Origin of the sequence: Arthrobacter castelli DSM 16402 (genome assembly GCF_000430705.1) — a bacterium.
Classification (GTDB): domain Bacteria; phylum Actinomycetota; class Actinomycetes; order Actinomycetales; family Micrococcaceae; genus Arthrobacter_C; species Arthrobacter_C castelli.
In genome coordinates this window covers 397,168-413,273 of the sequence record NZ_AUMN01000001.1, presented here as the reverse complement: position 1 = coordinate 413,273, position 16,106 = coordinate 397,168, and the positions used below count along the sequence as shown (strand labels likewise).

Annotated in this window: 18 protein-coding genes, 1 pseudogene and 1 riboswitch; of the genes and pseudogenes, 6 read left to right on the top strand and 13 right to left on the bottom strand. The window is 62.7% G+C overall.

The genetic code is table 11. From position 1 onward, the window contains the following. Window positions 1-5: 5 nt before the first annotated feature. Complete coding sequence (locus H535_RS0102150) at window positions 6-794, bottom strand: DeoR/GlpR family DNA-binding transcription regulator (protein WP_026818234.1); 789 nt, start codon at window positions 792-794, stop codon at window positions 6-8. A 51-nt stretch (window positions 795-845) separates the two neighbouring features. Next, entirely contained in the window at window positions 846-2,366 is a 1,521-nt protein-coding gene (locus H535_RS0102145) for a GntP family permease (RefSeq protein WP_026818233.1), read from the bottom strand. Window positions 2,367-2,617: 251 nt separating this feature from the next. Here H535_RS0102145 and H535_RS0102140 point away from each other — a divergent pair, with 251 nt between their 5' ends. Both H535_RS0102140 and H535_RS23005 read left to right on the top strand, forming a co-directional pair. Continuing rightward, entirely contained in the window at window positions 2,618-2,857 is a 240-nt protein-coding gene (locus H535_RS0102140; RefSeq protein ID WP_026818232.1) for a hypothetical protein, read from the top strand. Between the two features lie 88 nt (window positions 2,858-2,945). After that, window positions 2,946-3,218: a hypothetical protein gene (locus H535_RS23005; protein WP_051298354.1), complete on the top strand. Its 273-nt coding sequence runs from the start codon at window positions 2,946-2,948 to the stop codon at window positions 3,216-3,218. A 107-nt stretch (window positions 3,219-3,325) separates the two neighbouring features. Here H535_RS23005 and H535_RS0102130 read toward each other — a convergent pair whose 3' ends face one another. Together H535_RS0102130 and H535_RS0102125 are read right to left on the bottom strand one after the other, a co-directional pair. Continuing rightward, entirely contained in the window at window positions 3,326-3,994 is a 669-nt protein-coding gene (locus tag H535_RS0102130) for a histidine phosphatase family protein (RefSeq protein ID WP_026818231.1), read from the bottom strand. A 53-nt stretch (window positions 3,995-4,047) separates the two neighbouring features. Then, window positions 4,048-4,536 carry a hypothetical protein gene (locus tag H535_RS0102125; RefSeq protein ID WP_026818230.1) on the bottom strand — a complete coding sequence of 163 codons (489 nt, stop codon included), beginning with the start codon at window positions 4,534-4,536 and terminating at the stop codon, window positions 4,048-4,050. A gap of 103 nt (window positions 4,537-4,639) precedes the next feature. Between H535_RS0102125 and H535_RS0102120 the strand changes: the two genes are divergently transcribed. From H535_RS0102120 to H535_RS0102105, 4 genes are all read left to right on the top strand, one after another. Further along, complete coding sequence (locus tag H535_RS0102120) at window positions 4,640-5,140, top strand: transporter substrate-binding domain-containing protein (protein WP_245580116.1); 501 nt, start codon at window positions 4,640-4,642, stop codon at window positions 5,138-5,140. Between the two features lie 32 nt (window positions 5,141-5,172). Continuing rightward, window positions 5,173-5,559 carry a hypothetical protein gene (locus H535_RS23000; RefSeq protein WP_051298352.1) on the top strand — a complete coding sequence of 129 codons (387 nt, stop codon included), beginning with the start codon at window positions 5,173-5,175 and terminating at the stop codon, window positions 5,557-5,559. A 331-nt stretch (window positions 5,560-5,890) separates the two neighbouring features. Next, entirely contained in the window at window positions 5,891-6,220 is a 330-nt protein-coding gene (locus H535_RS22995) for a DUF3040 domain-containing protein (protein ID WP_051298349.1), read from the top strand. Between the two features lie 1,002 nt (window positions 6,221-7,222). Continuing rightward, the gene (locus H535_RS0102105) at window positions 7,223-7,522 is read left to right on the top strand and encodes a DUF4193 domain-containing protein (protein ID WP_026818228.1); all 300 of its coding nucleotides are present in this window, start codon (window positions 7,223-7,225) and stop codon (window positions 7,520-7,522) included. 99 nt (window positions 7,523-7,621) lie between these two features. Here the strand turns inward: H535_RS0102105 and H535_RS22990 are convergent, their stop codons facing one another. The 9 genes and pseudogenes from H535_RS22990 to H535_RS0102065 form a co-directional block, all read right to left on the bottom strand. Continuing rightward, entirely contained in the window at window positions 7,622-8,140 is a 519-nt protein-coding gene (locus tag H535_RS22990) for an RES family NAD+ phosphorylase (RefSeq protein WP_245580133.1), read from the bottom strand. An 80-nt stretch (window positions 8,141-8,220) separates the two neighbouring features. Beyond that, complete coding sequence (locus tag H535_RS0102095) at window positions 8,221-8,946, bottom strand: hypothetical protein (RefSeq protein ID WP_026818227.1); 726 nt, start codon at window positions 8,944-8,946, stop codon at window positions 8,221-8,223. A 312-nt stretch (window positions 8,947-9,258) separates the two neighbouring features. Further along, window positions 9,259-10,104: a C40 family peptidase gene (locus H535_RS0102090; RefSeq protein ID WP_051298345.1), complete on the bottom strand. Its 846-nt coding sequence runs from the start codon at window positions 10,102-10,104 to the stop codon at window positions 9,259-9,261. Between the two features lie 77 nt (window positions 10,105-10,181). Further along, a riboswitch (cyclic di-AMP (ydaO/yuaA leader) is annotated at window positions 10,182-10,363 on the bottom strand. A gap of 243 nt (window positions 10,364-10,606) precedes the next feature. Then, complete coding sequence (locus H535_RS0102085; protein ID WP_026818225.1) at window positions 10,607-12,544, bottom strand: HNH endonuclease signature motif containing protein; 1,938 nt, start codon at window positions 12,542-12,544, stop codon at window positions 10,607-10,609. A gap of 241 nt (window positions 12,545-12,785) precedes the next feature. Continuing rightward, entirely contained in the window at window positions 12,786-13,679 is an 894-nt protein-coding gene (locus H535_RS0102080; protein ID WP_026818224.1) for an SDR family oxidoreductase, read from the bottom strand. A gap of 541 nt (window positions 13,680-14,220) precedes the next feature. Then, window positions 14,221-14,302, bottom strand: a pseudogene (locus H535_RS29800) (catalase); the annotation flags it as partial. A gap of 135 nt (window positions 14,303-14,437) precedes the next feature. Then, complete coding sequence (locus H535_RS22985) at window positions 14,438-14,665, bottom strand: DUF2795 domain-containing protein (protein WP_035767957.1); 228 nt, start codon at window positions 14,663-14,665, stop codon at window positions 14,438-14,440. Then, window positions 14,662-15,714 (bottom strand): baeRF2 domain-containing protein, encoded by a 1,053-nt coding sequence (locus H535_RS22980; RefSeq protein ID WP_035767954.1) that lies wholly within the window; start codon window positions 15,712-15,714, stop codon window positions 14,662-14,664. Before H535_RS22980 ends, H535_RS22985 begins: the two co-directional genes overlap by 4 nt. A 36-nt stretch (window positions 15,715-15,750) precedes the next feature. Continuing rightward, window positions 15,751-15,936, bottom strand: a complete 186-nt coding sequence (locus tag H535_RS0102065) for a hypothetical protein (RefSeq protein ID WP_026818223.1) — start codon at window positions 15,934-15,936, stop codon at window positions 15,751-15,753. Between the last annotated feature and the right edge of the window lie 170 nt (window positions 15,937-16,106).

Here is a 16,106-nt window from a genome sequence, read left to right as displayed (position 1 = left end):
GAAAGTCACTGTCCCGCGCCCACTCCCGCGATGGTTGTCACATCAACCCCGGCGGATCGGTAGCGCTCGAGTGTTTCGGGGTCCGCGGCGTTGGTGATCAGGGACCACCCCGACGGCAGCGGAGCCCACGCCGGCATCGCACCACGGTCCAGTTTGGTCGCATCGGCGAGCACGACGACGCGCCGCGCCCGGCCTGCCACGGCCTCTTTGACCTGTGCCTCGGCCAACGTCGGCTCCCCCACGCCGTCGTGCGGGTCGAGGGCGTCCACGCCGAGGAAGGCCACGTCGACCATGTACCTGTTCAGCGACTGCTCGCTCAGCGGTCCGGTCGTCCCGTGGCTCTTCCGCGCCACCTGCCCGCCAATAACAACCACCTCCAGCTGCGGATCGGAGGCCAGCTGCACGGCGATTTCCAGCCCGCGGGTGAGCACGGTGAGGCCACTGCGGCCACCCAGGTGGCCGGCCATCTCGGCGCAGGTGGAGCCGGCGTCGATGAAAATCGTGCCATGCTCGGGCACCAGCTCTGCGGCTGCAAGTCCGATGGCCACCTTGGCCGAGGGCTCGACATGCATCCGCTCGCTGAGCTCCCGTTCGACGAACCCCAAGGCCGCGGCGCCGCCGTAGGTGCGGGTGATCTCGCCCGCTTCGTTCAGCCGGGCGAGATCCCGGCGCACGGTCGACGGCGAGACCCCCAGCCCGGCGGATAGCTCGTGCACTCCGTTCCGGCCCGACCGAACCAGGGCCAGCAGCTTGTCATGCCGTTGACGTGTCCGCCTGCGTGAATCTGCCGCCATGGTTCAGCCGGATGCCCCGGCGGCCCAGGCTGCCCGAAGACATTCCACCGATCAACCGACGATCAGGCTGGTGATGAACAGCAACGGGATGGAGCCGGCCCAGACCGCCGTCGTAATCCCGGACCAGCCCTTCAACGCTGCCGTGCCGTCCAGCCCGGTGAACCGAGTGACCACCCAGAAGTAGGAGTCATTGAAGTAGCTGAACACCATGGAACCGGCGGTGCAGGCCAGCGCCGCAATCAGCGGATCGACGCCGAGCGATGTCACCAGCGGCGCGGTCACCGACGCTGCGGTGATCATCGCGACGGTGCCGGAGCCTTGGGCAACACGCACCAAGGTGGCGATCAGGAACGGAACCAGGAACGCGGGAAGGTTGGTCGCCGCGATTGCCTCGGCCAGTGCATCGCCCACGCCCGAGTCGCGCAGCACCTGTCCCAGCGCCCCGCCGGCGCCGGTGATCAGCAGGATCAACCCGGCCGAGGCAGCGGCTTCGGCGAACCAGCCCTGCACCTTGGTGCGCGGAGTCCAGCGCGGCAGCAGCATGTAGACGGCCAGCAGAATGCCGATCACGAGGGCGATAACGGGGTTTCCGACGAACGCGAAGGGAACCGCCCAGGAGGCCGGCTCATACTCTTCGGCGCCGACAACACCTTGATTGGCCTGGTCGATGGCCGCTGTCACGGTGTTGAGGACGATCAGCAGCAGCGGAATCACCAGCGGCAGCGACCCCATCACGGCACCCACCCGGTGCGGCTTGGCACCGGCCGGAGGCGTGCCAAGCTCAGTGGACGGATCGGCAGGTTCCAGATGGCCGGCGTCGGAGTCAACCGCGCCGGGCTCAGCTGCGTCGGAGTCGACGTCGTCATCGGCAAACGTGGTGGCGGCACCACGGTGGCCGCCGCGACCCTGAGCGGTTACGGAACCATACACGTGCTCCCGGACTTCTTCGATGACCGAAGATTCCAATTTGGGACCTATCCACTTCGCATAGAAGACCACGACGGGCAGCAGTATCACGGTGAAGGCCAGCCCCACGAGGATCAGTGCCCCCAGGTCCGCCCCGAGGATGCCGGCTACGGCCAACGGTCCCGGCGTCGGCGGAACCAAGTGGTGTGTCAGCGTCATACCGCAGCCCAGCGCGAGCGCGAGCGTGACGTAACCTCCGCGCTTCACCCGGGCGATGGAGCGCGCCAGCGGGTTCATGATGACGTAGCCGGAGTCGCAGAAGACAGGAATGGACACCAGCGCCCCAACACTGCCCATGGCCCACGGCTCCCGGCCTTTGCCGAACGCCCGCAGGAACGCCAGCGCCAAGGCGTTAGCGGCGCCGGAGACTTCCAGGATCTTGCCGATGCCCACGCCCAGCCCGATCACAATGCCGATGGAGGCAAGCGTGTTGCCAAAACCAGTGGTGATGGAACTGACGATCTCCAATACCGGCTGGCCCGCGATGAGCCCGGTCACCAGGGCGGCAATAAGCAGCGAAACGAAGGCGTCCAGTCGAGTGCGCAACACGAGCACGATAATGGTGGCAATTCCCACCACCAGCGCCAATAAGAGTTGTATGTCCACAGCTGGTTCTCCTCATGCACAGGAACGAGGCCCGGATAACGCCCGGGCTGCCCCAAGCATGACCCACGTCACTGCGCGATGCAAGCATGTCGGGACGCCAAGTTGCGCAGTTGATGCAACTTACTCGCAGAACCGACCACGGGTGGCCCCGTTGCCAGGATCACAGCGTGTTGCATTAGCCGCGACACGCCGTACTGACTAGGATGGGCAGTGTTGAGCAGCGGCCAATCATCGCCTGTGTGGAGAGTTTGATGACCAACGACTTTAGTTCCTCTGATTCCCCCGCTTCGCCGACCGATCCGCCCTCAGCGCTTCCGGCAGTGCTCAGCAGCGAGGAATACGACCGGCTGGTCCGGAAACATCCGGGTCCGGAACCGCTGAGCCGCTACTACGAGTTGATCGGCCGGCAGGACGATAAGCCGCCGGGCACTTCCTTGATCGCGAAACTCCGCCGCATGGCGCCGAAACGCCGGCGATTCCGCATCAACTGACGTTCCCGTTTCGTGACTATGATAGCGATCGTGTAACGACGCGTGTCGGAACGGTTTATTGCAGTCTCATTAGCCACATAATTCTTGCATGGAGGACAGAATCGGGGGCAACAGGCCAGACTTCGGTGGCAAGGCGGAATTCGTGCCGGCCGCCGCAGTTCTCGTGGGTGTATGTGTTTTTTGGCTTGCCGGGCTTCTGGGCGGGCTAGCGGTGCTTCATTCGCCGGGCGCCAGTATGATCTCGGTGCTGGTCTGGCTGTATATCATGCTCGCCGCCGTGGCGCTGTCGGTGGTGGCGGCCGCACTGTCCATCTTCGATATCACGCGGCGCCTGAAGCGCCGCCGCCAAGGCCTGGAGTAGGAAGCGGCGCTACCGCAACCAGCAGTGGTGCCGCACGAGTTGCGGCGCCCGGTAGGTTGCACGCCCAGCAGGTTGCACCGGGTGGTTGCGCGCCGCGACGGCCATCCTCACTGGTCGACGTCGACCGGCTCCCCTGCCGGGCCGTCGGTGGCCGGGGTGTCCACGCCCGGCCCGCCGAGTGCCTCACCTTCCCAATCGAGTGCGTGCCAACCGGTCCCCGGGTCGCCTTCCAGAATCACGGCGCCGGTATTGTTCAACGGCCGCCATCCCGCATAATCGGTGGTGATGTTATCGACCCGGCCGGCGGCCCAGCTGCGGATCACCGCGCCATGGCTGACGACGACGGCGGTGCCCGCCCCTGAGCCCGCGGCCTCGGCAATGACTTCGTCATAGCGGTCGAAGACCTCGGTGCCAGTCTCGCCACCGGGCATCCTCACTTCAAGTTTGCCGGCGCCCCAAGCGAAAATGGTCTCCAGATAAGTCCGGATGGACGCCTCGTCCGAAAGCATTTCCAGCTCACCGGCACTGATTTCGCGGAGGCCGTCACGAACCTGGGTCTGCAGCCCGAACAGCTCGGCCAGCGGCGCTGCGGTCTGCTGGGTGCGCACCAAGGTCGACGCATAAATTGCCTCGATCGGCTCGCGCCCCAGCACGTCGATGAGCTTCGCCGCCTGTTCCCGCCCGAGCCCGGTCAAGTCCGCACCGGGCCTTTCGGTATCGAGGAAGCCGCCAACATTGGAACTGGTTTGTCCGTGCCGGACCAGAATCAGACGCATGCGTCCATTGTCCCGTACCGGCCGAGGTACAACCCAATCACCACTACCGCTGGTCAGTTGTCGCCGATGACCTCCACGTCCGTGGCCTTGAGGTATGGCTGGCCGGCCCAGTTCTCCAGCGCTGTCTCATTCAGGTCCTTGCCGCTCTGCTGCTCCAGCTCTTTCACGTCGAGGGAGCCCTCCACCGTTCCAGTTACTTCGACCTCCACCCCGTCCTGGGGGTCAAAACTGGTTCCTTCTTCGGCCGGATCGTTCTTATCCTCCAGGTGAATCACCAGCAGCGGCGGGATTTGGCTTTCATCCGTGCCGGCGATGGAAAACGCCTGCGGGCTGATGTCATCGTTGACATCGGCCGAGACCACGACAGTCTGGTCGACATACTGTTGCGGAGTCTGCAGGAGCTCGTCGATACTGACCTTCTGCTCCGAACCGGCGGTGTCCGCTTCCTCCTCGCCACAAGCGGTCAAACCCAGGCCGGCGGTGACGATTCCTGCGGCAACTGCGGCCCTCTTCAGCGTGCTGGTACAGCGGGAATTCTTCACGGCTCCTCCTCGGTCCGGCATCCTGCATCTATAAAGACAGTCTACTGACTAATAGTGTTAGAGTTCGAGGAGAATCACCGCCTACGGAAATTCAATCGCGGAGGTGACCACCGGCATGGGCCGACGGACGACGTCGTTATCCGCCCTGTGGGCGGCGCTGCTGCTCGCGCTGACCGGCTGCTCCGGCCTTTCCATCCCCACGGACCCGCTGGGCACCCTGGAGGAAATAACGGGCGGCACCCTGCAGGTCGGCGTTGCCGATAACGGCAAGTGGGTAAAGCTGCCTGCCAATGGCGAACCCCAAGGCATCGAACCGGACCTGGTGCGCGAATTCGCCGCCCGTCACAACGCCGAAATCGAGTGGAACCGCGGGGTCGAACATGAACTTGTCCTCGATCTCAAACATAAGGAACTGGACATGGTGATCGGCGGATTCGGCAAGAGCACACCCTGGACCAAGCACGCGGCCAAGACCCGCTCGTACGTGAAGTCCACCAACGAACACGGCCAGACGGTCAACCACGTCATGCTGACGCTCATGGGCGAAAACCGATTCCTGCTCGAGCTGGATCAGTTCCTGCTCAACCAGCGGGTAACGCCTTAACTGTCGCTGCCGCCGAACCGAAAGGATGGAACATGGCTTACTACGTCGAATACATCATTGGCCAGCCCGAGGATGACGACCACTACGAAATCCCGGTCAATGACAAAGAACCCGGATACACCATCCCCTTGAGCGAGACCGACGCAGAGGTGGTCGACGTCGAACAGCTTTCGGCCCGCAGCGGCGTCTTTGGCGCCAATCTCGCCGAGGCACAGCTTGCCGCCGAAGAGATCATCGGCCACAGCAAGTCCACCCAGGCCGCCCTGTACCAGGACGAACCGAATTCCACCGAACGGGGGGGCAGGAACGCTGCTGGCCACATACCGCCAGGGACGCGGCTGGGAGGATGCCCGAGCCTAAGGTTCATGGCCGCACGTTTCGCATGCCCTCCCCGAGGCACCAGGACGGCACGATTGTAAACGTCGCCTCAACCAGGACCACCGGGCAGGGCCCCGCACATAGCCGCCCGGGCTGGCAATGGAACGTTCCCCGATCCTGTGACCGCGGTCCAGCCAGTGACCGTGATGCGGCGCGAGCAAGAACCCCAGGATCGGCCATTGAGGTAATTCAACAGCACCCTTAGTGTTAAGGGATGAGAAGGTAACTGTCAGCAACGGAGCGAGGCAGCACAATGCGGATCGGGACGGCATCCGGAACGGCCGAACGTTTCCCTAAAACGCCCCTGCTCCATATACTTAAAGCAGGCGGTCAAACAGCCGCCCGGCAGTCTCTTAGCGGATGGAGCCAGTGATGTCTGAGTCTCTTTCTGACCACGAAAAGCGTCAGCTTGCCGAGTTGGAACAGCAACTGGAAGCGGATGACCCCCAGCTGGCTGTCTCCTTGTCGGAGGAAGGGCTGAAGCGCTCGTCCGGGCGCCACATCCTGCTCGGATTGCTCCTCGTCATTGCGGGAATTGCCGCCCTGGTGGTCTCGATTGCCACCAGTACGGCTTTCGTCGGCGTACTGGCGCTGATGGTGATCACCGGTGGGGTGAGCTGGGTCGTTTACCGGGGCTTCGGTGCCGGCGGGCGCTCGCGGGACTGGCTCAAAGCGCTACTCGGCCGGCGCGGTGGTTCCTGAATCAAGCCTCTGCCGGCAGGCGCAGACCTCAACCGGCCCGCCATCCTTTCAATTACCTCCTGCGCTTCGGCTTCGGTCTCTCCGTACTCTTCATCATTGGCCTGCCTTTCAGTCTCTTCGGCGTAAGGTCCGTCCTCAGATGCCGGGTCTTCGTCCTGCTCAGCCTGAACTTCCCCGGTCTCCGGCGTCTCGTCGCATTCGTCCGCGTCAGGCTCCACAGAGTCGTCCACGGCGTCCGGATTTTCCTTCTTATAGTCCTCATCGCACACCTCCGGCGGATTCGCAGCCGCCGTCGTCGTCATAGTCCTGCACCGCACTGATAGATGATACCTGCGTCACGTGTTATGCCGATCGTGCAAAGTGTGCGTTTTCGTCTGAGGTGTCACAATTCTGCAACGCAGCATACGGGAGTCAGACTGCCGATTTCCGGGGACAACCTTGACCAATTCCACACCGTGCGCATGGCCACGCGGGCGCCACAGTTGCCGCCGAAGGTGGCCGCTTAGGAGCCTCCGGGAACCAACTGCTGCACGCGTTTGCGTGAATGCAGTACCTTATGTACTCTATTGGCGGTCGAGCAGTGGCCCTGAAAATCTTCGCCGGGAGCTTTTTATGGTTTCGCCACTGTTTGCGGGGGCCTTTTCCGGACTCCAGACCACGATTTCCCATCGACTTTCTGTCATTGCTGTTGCCCTGCACAAGGCACCTGCACGGGGAATGACAATGCACATACGAAAACGGCGTTTCCGCGGCCCCGGGCCCGGAGGGTGCCGGAGAGCACGAAGAGGACAGACTTGCCCCAACAGCCGCGGACGCTGGCCGTTCCCCGCCGCGCCACAATGCCCGCAACCCGGCCCACCCCATAGGCACCACGGCAGTTTTCACCGTCCCACCACAGAGGCCACAAGGGGACAAAAATTGCCGGACGAAGGATCGAATAAACCGCGCCGCGCGTTTGTTCATATAAGTACCCAACGAAGAGAAATTGGAGAGTCCAGCTAAATGGCAACAGATTACGACGCCCCGCGTCAGACAGAGGAAGAGACTTCAAGCCAGTCGCTGGAGGAGCTGAAGGCCCACCGCAGCGACAAGCAGTCTTCCGCCGTCGACGTCGACGAAGCGAAGGAAGCCGAAGACTTTGAGCTTCCGGGGGCGGACCTGTCCGGCGAGGAACTGCTGGTCCGGGTTGTCCCGGCCCAGAAGGACGAATTCACCTGCATGTCCTGCTTCCTGGTCCGGCACCGCTCACAGATCGCCCGCGAGAAAAACGGCATGATGTACTGCAAGGACTGCGAAGGCTAAAAGCCCACACATACGTTGGAGGCGTCCCGCTTGGGACGCCTCCTGTCGGTTCCTGCGCTGCGCTCGTCGTTCCGACATTCAGGCGCCGGCTTCCGTTTTTCAGCGTCGGATTCCGATATGGAGAGGCGTGCAGAAGTCGCTCAGCCAATCGACATCGGAAGAGAGCGCAACGATCCGGGCGAACGAGGGGTCGACTGCTACATCTTCTTCTGCAACACGGTCGCCGAACAGTACGTATGCCCGGTCAGTGTTGCAGTGTCTGCTCACCCAGACCAGCCCGTCAAAACCCGCCATGTGGGCTACTTCCGCCCAGGCGACCGTCTCGCCGTACCTGTCCGCGCCCGTAGCTGTAAGACCCCTGGCTCTCACCCGCAAGGCCCGGAGTCCAGCTCCCATAAAAGAGGCAAGACGTAGATCGCGGCCGGCGGCCAGTCGGGCCATCACCTTGTTCTCGTAGTCGGCCCGCCGAAGTCTCCCGCCGGACTGGGGAACATCGTGGAGCAACGATTCACTCACCGCCGCCTCTTGGTTGGCGGCGGCATAGAGAACCGGAACGACGGGCCGTCCGAGAATACCAGGGTGAACCCCATCATGGCTTACGGGCCGTCGAAACGCCACGTCTATGCCGGTACCACCCCTGGAACCGCCTCGCACGTCAAAGGACTGAACCCCGGTGCCACCAGACCTGGCGCAAACCGCTACGGGGTGGGCGTTCCTGAACCGGCGCTTCCACCGGTCGAGGCGCTTTCCGACGGCGTGCCCGGGCTGCCACGGCCCGGCGACCCGGTCGGTAGGGACGTACCGGGAGCGGTTGACGACGGCGGGGCGCTTGGCACCGTTGCCGTCTCCTCCGGCGTGGGCGTCAGCGTCGGTGTTGGTTCCTCAATGGTGGGCGTAGGTGTCGGCGTCACAGTTGGCGTCGGAGTACTGGACTGTGACCCCTCCGGTTCGGGAATCGGCTCCGGGACAGGTGCCGGCGCTTCCGGAGACGAACCCGGATCCAACGGCATCTCCGGAACAGGCGGCGGAGCCTGCGATGTTTCCTCCTCCGGCGAGGGTGTTCGCTTCTTGTCCGCTTTCTTTTCGGCGCCGATTTTTGCTTTCAGATCCTGGGCCACTGCCGCAATAGCGGCTTCGATCTCCCTCACGCGGTCAGCGCCAACGGAGCCATCGTTCCTGGCGGCGGCCAGATCCCGCCGCAAGTGCTGCAGACCCGTCAGCGCCGCCTCATAGTCGCCGTCGGAGGCCAACTGGGTGACCAGCTGGACATTCGTCTGCAGCTTGGTGGCCAAAGCCATGGGATAGTCAGTGTCCGCGGCGCAGCCAGTCATCAAGCCGACTGACAGGACGCCGGTCAGTAGACCGCCGAAGAGTGTGGAACGCCGCCGGTGCACTTGCATTCCCCTGAATCCGTAGTTTGGCATGCCGTGCATCCTATTATGCAGCGCGACGGCTTCAGCTCCAAGCGCCAGGACTTGAGATAACAACGCCAGGCAACAACCTGGCGCGGAAAACCAAATCGATACGGGAGACCGAGTCGGCTCTGCGGCTCCGCACACCACGGAGTCCGTGTTTAGCCAAAATGGTCATTGTGCACAAAGGGCGCAAAGTGACCGAACTTCTTGCATGAGTGCCCCGAAAAGCACAACGGACGGGCCCCGCAATGCGGGCCCGTCCATTGACTCATCTGCGCGGGGCCAAGCCGGTCCAGCACTCGGCGGCTCCCCAATAGACGACTAGATGGTGTAGTAACCAACCACAGGCATGGCGCTCACGTTGTGCACCATTGTCCCCTGCGACGGGTTCAGCGCGCTGATCATCTTGCCGCCACCGAGATAAATCCCCACATGGCTGCCGCCGTTCTGCACGACGACGTCGCCGGGCTGCGGGTTGCTGGTGCGGTTCATGTCGTGCCACTGGTAAACACGCGGCAGATCGATGCCGTGCTGCGCGTAGACATACTGCACAAATCCGGAGCAGTCCCACCCGGAGAGCGATTCACCTCCCCAGACATAGGGAACGCCGGTGTAGGACTTGGCTGTGGCGGCGATTCCCGACGAAGAAATCCGCTGTACATCATTACCCACCGTGGTGACCCCGCGGTCGTTCGACGGCGCTTGGGCAGCGCTGCCTCCACCGCCGCCTCCGGAGACCTGGATGACGTCACCCGGGTAGATGATGGTGTTCATTCCCATGTTGTTGAGCTGGAAGATCTTCTGCAGGCTGACACCGTAGCGGCTGGCAATCCGGCCGAGGGTGTCGCCCGCCTGCACCGTGTGCGTGCTGGCCGAGCTGGAAGCCGCCGACGAGCCGGACGATGAAGAACCGGATGGCGACGAACTGCCGCTCGTGGAGTACTGAATTCGCTCACCTGGATAGATAACGCTGTCATTCCAACCCATATTGTTGAGCTGGAAGACTTTCTGCAGGCTTACGCCGTGCTGTGCAGCGATCTTGCTGAGCGTGTCACCCTGCTGCACCGTGTGGCTGGCTGCGTTGGCGCCAGCACCGGCCAGCAGCATGCCGGATGTTGCGGCGACGACGGCGGCCGGGCGTCCAACCGATCCGGCGTGTGTGGTCACAGCCTTGGACGCACTAGTCAGTGTGTAATTACCGGGGGTATCCGCGCGGTGGCGTGCGTATTTCGACACGAAAGATGCCTCTCCCAATGCCTGCGAAGTTAGCTGTCGGATTCGGATGGGAGCCACCCGGACGGCTGGCCGGGTCGTGCCCGGCTCTTGCGCGTCTTCACCCCTAGGGCTATCAAAAGCCCGCGTTCGGTTCCTCCGCCTCTGCCTTAGTAAAGTGCGAACGGACCTTGATCAGCGGCAGAGTTTGGCAATCTGTCAAGGACATCAGCGGTGTGTCGCTGATGCAGAATTGAGACTACATCACAAAATGGTTTCTTGTCACACATTTAACAGTATTCACATCGACAACTTTCAGCACATCGTTATGAGACCCGCTGCCTATCTAACCCCAAGTCCACCATGATCAGTGTATAGTGCAACATTTCTTCTGGCAGCGGGATAACGAACGAGGGGCGGTCCCGTCCCCTGCTCGGGGTTGCGGGCCGATGGCGGCTCATGCTGCCGAGCGGCGCTCCTCATACGAGGGGATAACAATTGCCTTCGCTGCGTTGTCTGCGCTTTTCAGTTGGTCGAAATAGCTGTTGCGAATCCAGCTTGGATGATCCCGGTGGGCGACACTACCGAGCGGGAAAGTGGTTCCGGTCGTTCTGGCCCCCTTCGCGGTGGCGCGGACATATGGAATGCCGTCAATCATGGTCGCTTCAAGCAATCCGGCGTGAAAGGCACGGTGGTGGGTACCGCACCCCAGTCCCAGATTTCCGGTGTCTGTGGGACCATCATGAGTGTGCCATATGATGTGGTGACATTCGCACCAATCCGGTGGACGGTTGCAGCCCGGGACTATGCAACCGCAATCCCTGACCGCCAGAGCGCGCTTCTGCGCAGGCGATGCCAGACGGACCGGAATTCCCAGATCGAGCAAAGCTCCCTTGGCATCGAGTACGACGCGTTCGAACAAGGCATCGCAGGACATCAGTGCCAAAGTGCCAGCGCTTATGGACTCGATTTGCGCGCAGTGTGAGTCGGTGGGGTCGACTGCAGTGCGTCGACCCGTTCTTCGGTCCTCTATGGTTCTGATCTGATCCATCGTAGTGACGATGCTGACCCGGTTCTGCCTTCGGGAGAGCCGCAGCTTCCCCGCCCTGCTCCCGGGCGGTTTTTCAGGCCTGGTGGGGGTTGTTTGACGCGCCAGCCGCTCCCACTCACCTGTCACGGGAGTTGCGGCCCCCTCGGCGATGGCGGGATCCCCGTCCGGGCTGCCGGCAGTCGAGCCGTCCAGGCCGAACAAGTCCGGGATCTGCGGCACGCCCTGCCCGGTATTCGTGGAGCTTCCAGCGCTGCCAGCGCCTCCCGAGCTTCCAGCGCTGCCAGCGCCTCCCGAGCTTCCAGCGCCGCCATCATTTGCTGGCATACTGCGCCTGCGTTCCGCACCACTCGCACCCTCATCCCCGCCATCGCAGCTGCCGACCGTCGGAGCGGCCTGCGGGGCGGCCGGTGCGGCGACCGGTGGTGACGCATGATTGACCGGTCCTAAGTAGGTCGCGCCGGCACGAATTAGTTCGGCGAAGGCGTCGGCCCGCCGCTGCTTCGGTAAGCGCGTGTCCCGGGCGATTGTGGAACCGTTCTCATCCTTTTGCTCCGGATAGGGCGCAGCCAACGGACTTAGAATCGCGATCAGCTCCGCACCGGCTGCTGGGTCCAACTGGTAGGTGCCATGCACCATGCCGGTAATGTCTGTCGTCATAGTGAACGACCGCCGGTTATACGCCTCGGCATCGTAGTGATCGCCGGTATCTGGTTCGAGGCGGCGAATCAGGCGGTTGGCCAGGATCTTTATCTGCTTGGGGGTCGTGATTGGTGCCTGTTCAGTCAGGAAGTCAGTGACGGTGGCGAGGTTTTCTTCGGTGGCCAGCCTGTCGGGCACCTGTTCCAGAGTCTTCACTCCGGTATCCACATGCGCGGCGCTGGTCTCACCCGCAGCCAACAGTTGCCCCATTGGTGCCAGCGGCCCACGGTCAGTTTCCGGAGTGCGGATGAGTTCACGGGTGGGTTCGCCATGAAGGGCCCGGGCTGCCGCGATGTCAGCTGTGGCACGTCCCGGGCTGGAACCGGTACCGGCCGTGAGGTGCTGTTGCAAGGTGGCCGGGATTCCTGCCACGGACGTGGCGTCGAGCTGGTCAGCCACGGCGACGGCGCGCAGCCACGCGGCTTCCAGCCGGCGACGCCCCCGTGCGAGCTGCTCCAGCATCTCCAGGGCGCCGACATCGGTTACAGCGGCCGGGTCAATATTCAGCACTTCGTCGATGGCGTCGTCCAGCGCGCCGAGAGGGGCTGCAGCGGATATCGGTGCGGGCGCAGCCTGGTCACCGAGCGCAACCTCTTCAGGCCACAGGAAGCTGTCGTCGTCGTTGCTGCTGTCCTGTACCGACATCGCCGCGCCTCCCTTCATCCTTCCAATGAGCGGTTTCCAAGGTGATGAAAACCACTTACCAAAAGAATAGGTTGCGGCACTGACAAAATAGGATTGGCCCGAAAAACCATGGGAATCCGCCCCGCCTGTTGCTGCGGTGATCGCGTGCATGCACCTTCCCTACCGCTCGCAGCGGTGCATCCGGGCCGCAGCTATGTCAGCCGCGATGTCATGAGTCCGTTTACCCCACCGTCTGTCCGGGTCAGGGGGTGGCCACGCCGCCGTTGGCGTTGAGCGTCTCCCCTGCCACGTAGCTGGATTCGGGTGAGGCGAGGAACACGTACGCTGGTGCCATTTCGGTCGGCTGCCCGGCGCGGCCCAGCGGCGTGGACTGGCCAAACTCCGGCAGGTCCTGCTGCGGTTGGCCGTCGGTGGGCTGGATCGGCGTCCAAACCGGCCCGGGAGCGACGGTGTTTACACGGATTCCCCGAGGGGCGAGTTGCTGGGCGAGGCCCTTGGAGAACGTATTGATGGCTGCCTTGGTGGTGGCGTAATCGATCCTGATGGGAGGCGGTTGATAGGCCTCGATCGATGTCGTATTGATGATCGTTGAGCCGGCCGGCAAGTGCGGCAGCGCGTCTTTGGTGATCCAGAACATGGCGTAAACGTTGGTCTTGAACATCTGATCGAATTGTTCATCACTGAGGTCTTCGAGTCGTTCGGACACGATCTGTTTGCCGGCATTGTTGACCAGAATGTCCAGCCCATCGAGCTGGTCAACTGCAGTTGCAACCAGGTCAGTGCAGTGCTGCCAATCGGTGATATCGCCCGGGACGGGCACCGCTTTGCGACCGGTTTCCTCGATCACGCTGACGACGTGCTGCACGTCGGCGTCTTCATCGGGATGGTAGGAAAGGACGACGTCGGCCCCCTCCCGTGCATAGGCGATGGCCACGGCAGCACCAATGCCCGAGTCTGCCCCGGTGACCAGGGCCCTGCGCCCCTCCAATCGACCAGTGCCACGATAGGTATGCTCGCCGCGGTCCGCCCCTGGTTCCAACTGTCGGTCCAGGCCAGGCTCGCGCTGATGCTGCTCCGGCGGGGCGATACGCGGGTAGCGTTGTGCGGGATTCTGGAAAGTGTGCTGATCGCTCATGCTCGCTCCTGCCAAAAGGATGCGGGACGGCTATTCCTCGGGCTATCAATCCATCCTCGATTCAGGATCACCGGGGAATATGTTCGATTGCACCGAGGTGCCCGCCTGCTGGTTCAGGAACGGTCGGTTACGCCGTCATGCCCCGATTGCCGGGCGCAGTGTGCGCAGCAATAGGTGTTGCCGCCGGCCTCCACCCCGTGTCCGAGTATCCTGCAGCCGCAGTGCCCGCAGGCAGGTGCCATCGCATGAATGGCGCACTCGAAACTGTCAAAAGTCCCGGACTCGGTTCCTTTGGTAACTGTGAAAGTCCGATCGTACTCATTGCCACATGTATCGCACGTTGCCATGATGTTCTCCCCTACTTTCCAATACCTTCTCCAATTACGGGGCTCACCGGTCATCGGTGCCCTCACCTTCACGGTATGACGGCACCCGAACTAATAGCAAGGGTACTTATTATTATCCCGGGGGATTCGGTCGCCTGCCGGATTGTTGTTGCCCACCAAATCGGAGACACCCTCGTCGGTGTGCTTGGTGGCCCGGAATACCCCGTGAGCGCCGGCGCCCCGGGCGTGCACCACCCGTCCGGGGATCCGTTCAGGGTCAAAGTGGGGAATTTTCTCCTCAACTAATGGTCTTGGGCGGCAATGGACCTTGTGGTTCGGTTGGATCGGAAACCTGTCGCGATTCGCTGGACGCCGGGAGCCAGGCCGTCGTGAGCAGCCTGGCTCCTGACGATGATTCCGGGAGCGCTGCGTTCAGCGCGCCGCCCCGCCGGAGGTGTCTTCGCCTTCCGGTTGCTGGGGCACTGCCTCGATCATGTCGTCCATGGTTTCAAACTGTCGTTCAGGGAGGGCGCGGAGCGCCTGAAGAGATTTCGCATCGACGTCGTGGCTCTCGGCGTAGCCGATCAGTTCTGCTTTTGAGGCAGGGAAGTCCGCCCCCTGGAGTGCTTTCTGCGCCCGAAGGTCATCACGTCTGGTCATTGGTTCTCCTCATTGGTCATTTCCCGGGGTGCTTCAAATCGCAACACTGCGGCGACGGCGTCTTCAACCTGCGTGCTGATCAGTCCGGCCTCAGCGTCAACGCCGGCGGCGGCTGCCAACAGCGAGGCTTCCTCACTGGAGGAACGGTCGTACTCCAACAACAAGGTCTCCACCGCTCCCATCCGGGCGGCCAGCGCAACAGCTTGAGCGCCTTCGGCGACTAGATTATGGGCTTTCGCCTGCTCGAAGCGTTGCCGGTGTTGTTCGGATCGTTCGGCGCTGACTTCGCCGGCTGCCTTGCGCAGCTCTCCGGCCAGCGCCTCTTCAGCGTCTTCGTCTTCGACCCCGCCGCTGTCTATCTCGACGTAGTGGTCCTGCAGGGCTTTGGGCAACTCGTCTCGCAATGCAGTGCGTCCCTGGACTTCACCAGCCAAGACCACCAGGTCTGGTTTCCAGCTCGTGGCCGCCTGGTCGAGATGCTCGGCGACTCCACGCACGTTCTGCTTAACCGCCTCATCCGCGCGGCGCTGAATCTGCTTGTGGGACAGCGCCCCTTCACGAGGTTTGTGGGCCGATTCGTCGCTCTCCGATCCCACCGATCGCTCTGAGCGCTGGTCAAGAGTGTGAGACTCTGCCACAACGAGCCGTCGCACCACGGCACCGTGCTGGTCAGCAATGGCAACCAGCAACCGCACGGATCGGGCCTGCTCACGCACATAGGCACCGAGTTCGGGCTGCGCTGACCAATGAGCAGCATCACCTGCACCCAATGCGGCGTCCCACGCGTCATTAAGCACCACACCTGTAGCATTGGCGACCAGGATCCGTCCATCAGTCTGGACCTCAGCGATGTCTTCGACCATCACGGCATCATCGAGGGACTCAAGGACAGCTTCCTCAGCACCAGCTTCAGCCAATCGTCCTCGAAGGTCGTCCCACCGAAGCCTGATCTGCTGCCCGGCGTCATCAGACGGAGACCGGCCCTCCAAATACACCGTGGCGAACGGTCCCTGTTGCTCATAGACGCCGCGGATAGCCTCTAATTTCATGGTTCTCCTTTCCACATGACGCGCTCAGCTGCCAGGTTAATTGCCGGCTCGCCGGCCCAGCTGTTCTTCCAGATCCTGAGGGTCCAGGCCGAACTTTGCCAATAGGACGGCGTCCTTATCCGTGTCCACCGTCTCCGGGAGCACGGAATCGGCAACGGCGCCTTGAGTGTCATCGGCCTTGGAGTTGAGCAAGTCGATGATCTGTGACTTCTCGATCTGCATGATCAATTCCCTTCCAACACGGTTCACGGTGAAGACACCGCCGATGCTCCTCACCCATCGCGGTTCCGTCCAGCCGCACCGGTCGAACTAGTAAGTGCGCTGACTACCTTCATCGTATAGTGAAATCTCGCGGGGAGTCCAGATTTCGACGATCGCCGGGCGATGACTGC

Excerpts from the sequence above, each read along its gene's own strand:
- H535_RS22995 (WP_051298349.1), top strand. The coding sequence starts at position 5,891 with ATGTCTGAGTCTCTTTCTGACCACGAAAAGCGTCAGCTTGCCGAGTTG.
- H535_RS0102085 (WP_026818225.1), bottom strand. The coding sequence starts at position 12,544 with ATGTCGGTACAGGACAGCAGCAACGACGACGACAGCTTCCTGTGGCCT.
- H535_RS0102150 (WP_026818234.1), bottom strand. The coding sequence starts at position 794 with ATGGCGGCAGATTCACGCAGGCGGACACGTCAACGGCATGACAAGCTG.
- H535_RS23005 (WP_051298354.1), top strand. The coding sequence starts at position 2,946 with ATGGAGGACAGAATCGGGGGCAACAGGCCAGACTTCGGTGGCAAGGCG.
- H535_RS22980 (WP_035767954.1), bottom strand. The coding sequence starts at position 15,714 with ATGAAATTAGAGGCTATCCGCGGCGTCTATGAGCAACAGGGACCGTTC.
- H535_RS23000 (WP_051298352.1), top strand. The coding sequence starts at position 5,173 with ATGGCTTACTACGTCGAATACATCATTGGCCAGCCCGAGGATGACGAC.
- H535_RS0102095 (WP_026818227.1), bottom strand. The coding sequence starts at position 8,946 with ATGCCAAACTACGGATTCAGGGGAATGCAAGTGCACCGGCGGCGTTCC.
- H535_RS22985 (WP_035767957.1), bottom strand. The coding sequence starts at position 14,665 with ATGACCAGACGTGATGACCTTCGGGCGCAGAAAGCACTCCAGGGGGCG.
- H535_RS0102140 (WP_026818232.1), top strand. The coding sequence starts at position 2,618 with ATGACCAACGACTTTAGTTCCTCTGATTCCCCCGCTTCGCCGACCGAT.
- H535_RS0102105 (WP_026818228.1), top strand. The coding sequence starts at position 7,223 with ATGGCAACAGATTACGACGCCCCGCGTCAGACAGAGGAAGAGACTTCA.
- H535_RS0102065 (WP_026818223.1), bottom strand. The coding sequence starts at position 15,936 with ATGCAGATCGAGAAGTCACAGATCATCGACTTGCTCAACTCCAAGGCC.
- H535_RS0102080 (WP_026818224.1), bottom strand. The coding sequence starts at position 13,679 with ATGAGCGATCAGCACACTTTCCAGAATCCCGCACAACGCTACCCGCGT.
- H535_RS0102130 (WP_026818231.1), bottom strand. The coding sequence starts at position 3,994 with ATGCGTCTGATTCTGGTCCGGCACGGACAAACCAGTTCCAATGTTGGC.